The sequence below is a fragment of the Tessaracoccus sp. OH4464_COT-324 genome, assembly GCF_003932855.1.
Lineage (GTDB): Bacteria > Actinomycetota > Actinomycetes > Propionibacteriales > Propionibacteriaceae > Arachnia.
In genome coordinates this window covers 1-1232 of the sequence record NZ_RQYZ01000048.1, presented here as the reverse complement: position 1 = coordinate 1232, position 1232 = coordinate 1, and the positions used below count along the sequence as shown (strand labels likewise).

General features: G+C 67.9%; 2 protein-coding genes. Both read right to left on the bottom strand.

Going from position 1 to position 1232, the window contains the following annotated elements; all coding sequences use genetic code 11:
- Nucleotides 1–25: 25 nt before the first annotated feature.
- Nucleotides 26–424: a hypothetical protein gene (locus EII42_RS12085; protein WP_125172402.1), complete on the bottom strand. Its 399-nt coding sequence runs from the start codon at nt 422–424 to the stop codon at nt 26–28.
- Nucleotides 425–537: 113 nt separating this feature from the next.
- Entirely contained in the window at nt 538–879 is a 342-nt protein-coding gene (locus EII42_RS13775; RefSeq protein ID WP_199729886.1) for a hypothetical protein, read from the bottom strand.
- Nucleotides 880–1232: the final 353 nt, after the last annotated feature.

The following is a 1232-nucleotide window of genomic DNA, read 5'->3' as shown; positions in this document are numbered from 1 at the left end:
CAAATCAGTGATAGCCATGATCTCGTTATTCTCCTTCCCAGGCCCGCTTCGCCAGGAGGCTGGCCTGTTCTTCTTGTTCTTCCCTGCTCGTGATCTCGTGTTTCAACTCCGTGGTGATGGTGCCGAACTCACCACCAGCCTCCGGCGACTGCGGCACCAACTCATCCGACAGCCCCAACATCCGGTCCTTCGAACCCCCGAAAAACCCACCCGCCGCCCGCACATCCGAGCCACCATAAAGCCCGTCTGCGGTAGCGGAACGCTCGTCCCATTGCTTCATCGCGGCGTCCAGGCTACCGAAATCGGCGGTGTGGGACATGTCCCCAGAAGGCCGGTAGGCCCCGCCACCGGCCGAGCGCACCCCGCGTTCGGCGGCTTCGCGGCCCCTGCGGCGCAGATCGTCGAAGCGTCCACTTTCCGCCATCGGCCCGGGTGCTCGACCCCGCAGTGCACCGGTTGGGGTGGTGGCACCGAAATCACCGAACCCGCCACCAGAACCCGCCAGCACACCCCCAGCACCCTCGTCAGGGGAAGGTGCTACCGGGGCATCCTTACCCGGTGTGGGCCGAACAAAGCCATAACCACCACCCGGCCCACCCGGAACACCCGGGTAACCAGGCTGACCAGGACCACCCGGAACACCCGGGTAACCAGGCTGACCAGGACCACCCGGAACACCCGGAACACCCGGAGAACCAGGCCAACCAGGCCCGCCGGGGTAACCAGGCTGACCATGCCCGCCGGGGTAACCGGGCTGGCCGGGATAGCCGGGTTGGGGGTCCCAGCCCGCGCCCACACCAGGCACCCCGGGCTCGCCCGAACCAACCGGCCGCCCATCCGGCCCAAGAGGACGCCCATACGGATCGAGAGGACGCCCATAAGCATCGAGGGGACGGCCGTAGGGGTCGAGGGGCTGCCCGTCCGGGCCTACCATCGCGGGACCCGCCGTGGCGGGATCTGCCCCAGCAGCAGCCAAACCACCACCCGCCAGACCACCACCAGACAGACCACCACCACCGGGTAGACCACCACCGGGTGTGGCCGGTGGTGTGGTCGTACCAGGATTCAAACCAGCAGCCCGCGCTACCTGACCCACCGCAACCTGCGCCTGACCACCAGCCAACTGCGCACCCACCCCACCCACACCAGCAGCAGCGGGAGCACCCCCACCACCGCCGGCGCCCAGACCACCACCTACCGGCATCATCGGCGGCATCCCACCACCACCAGCA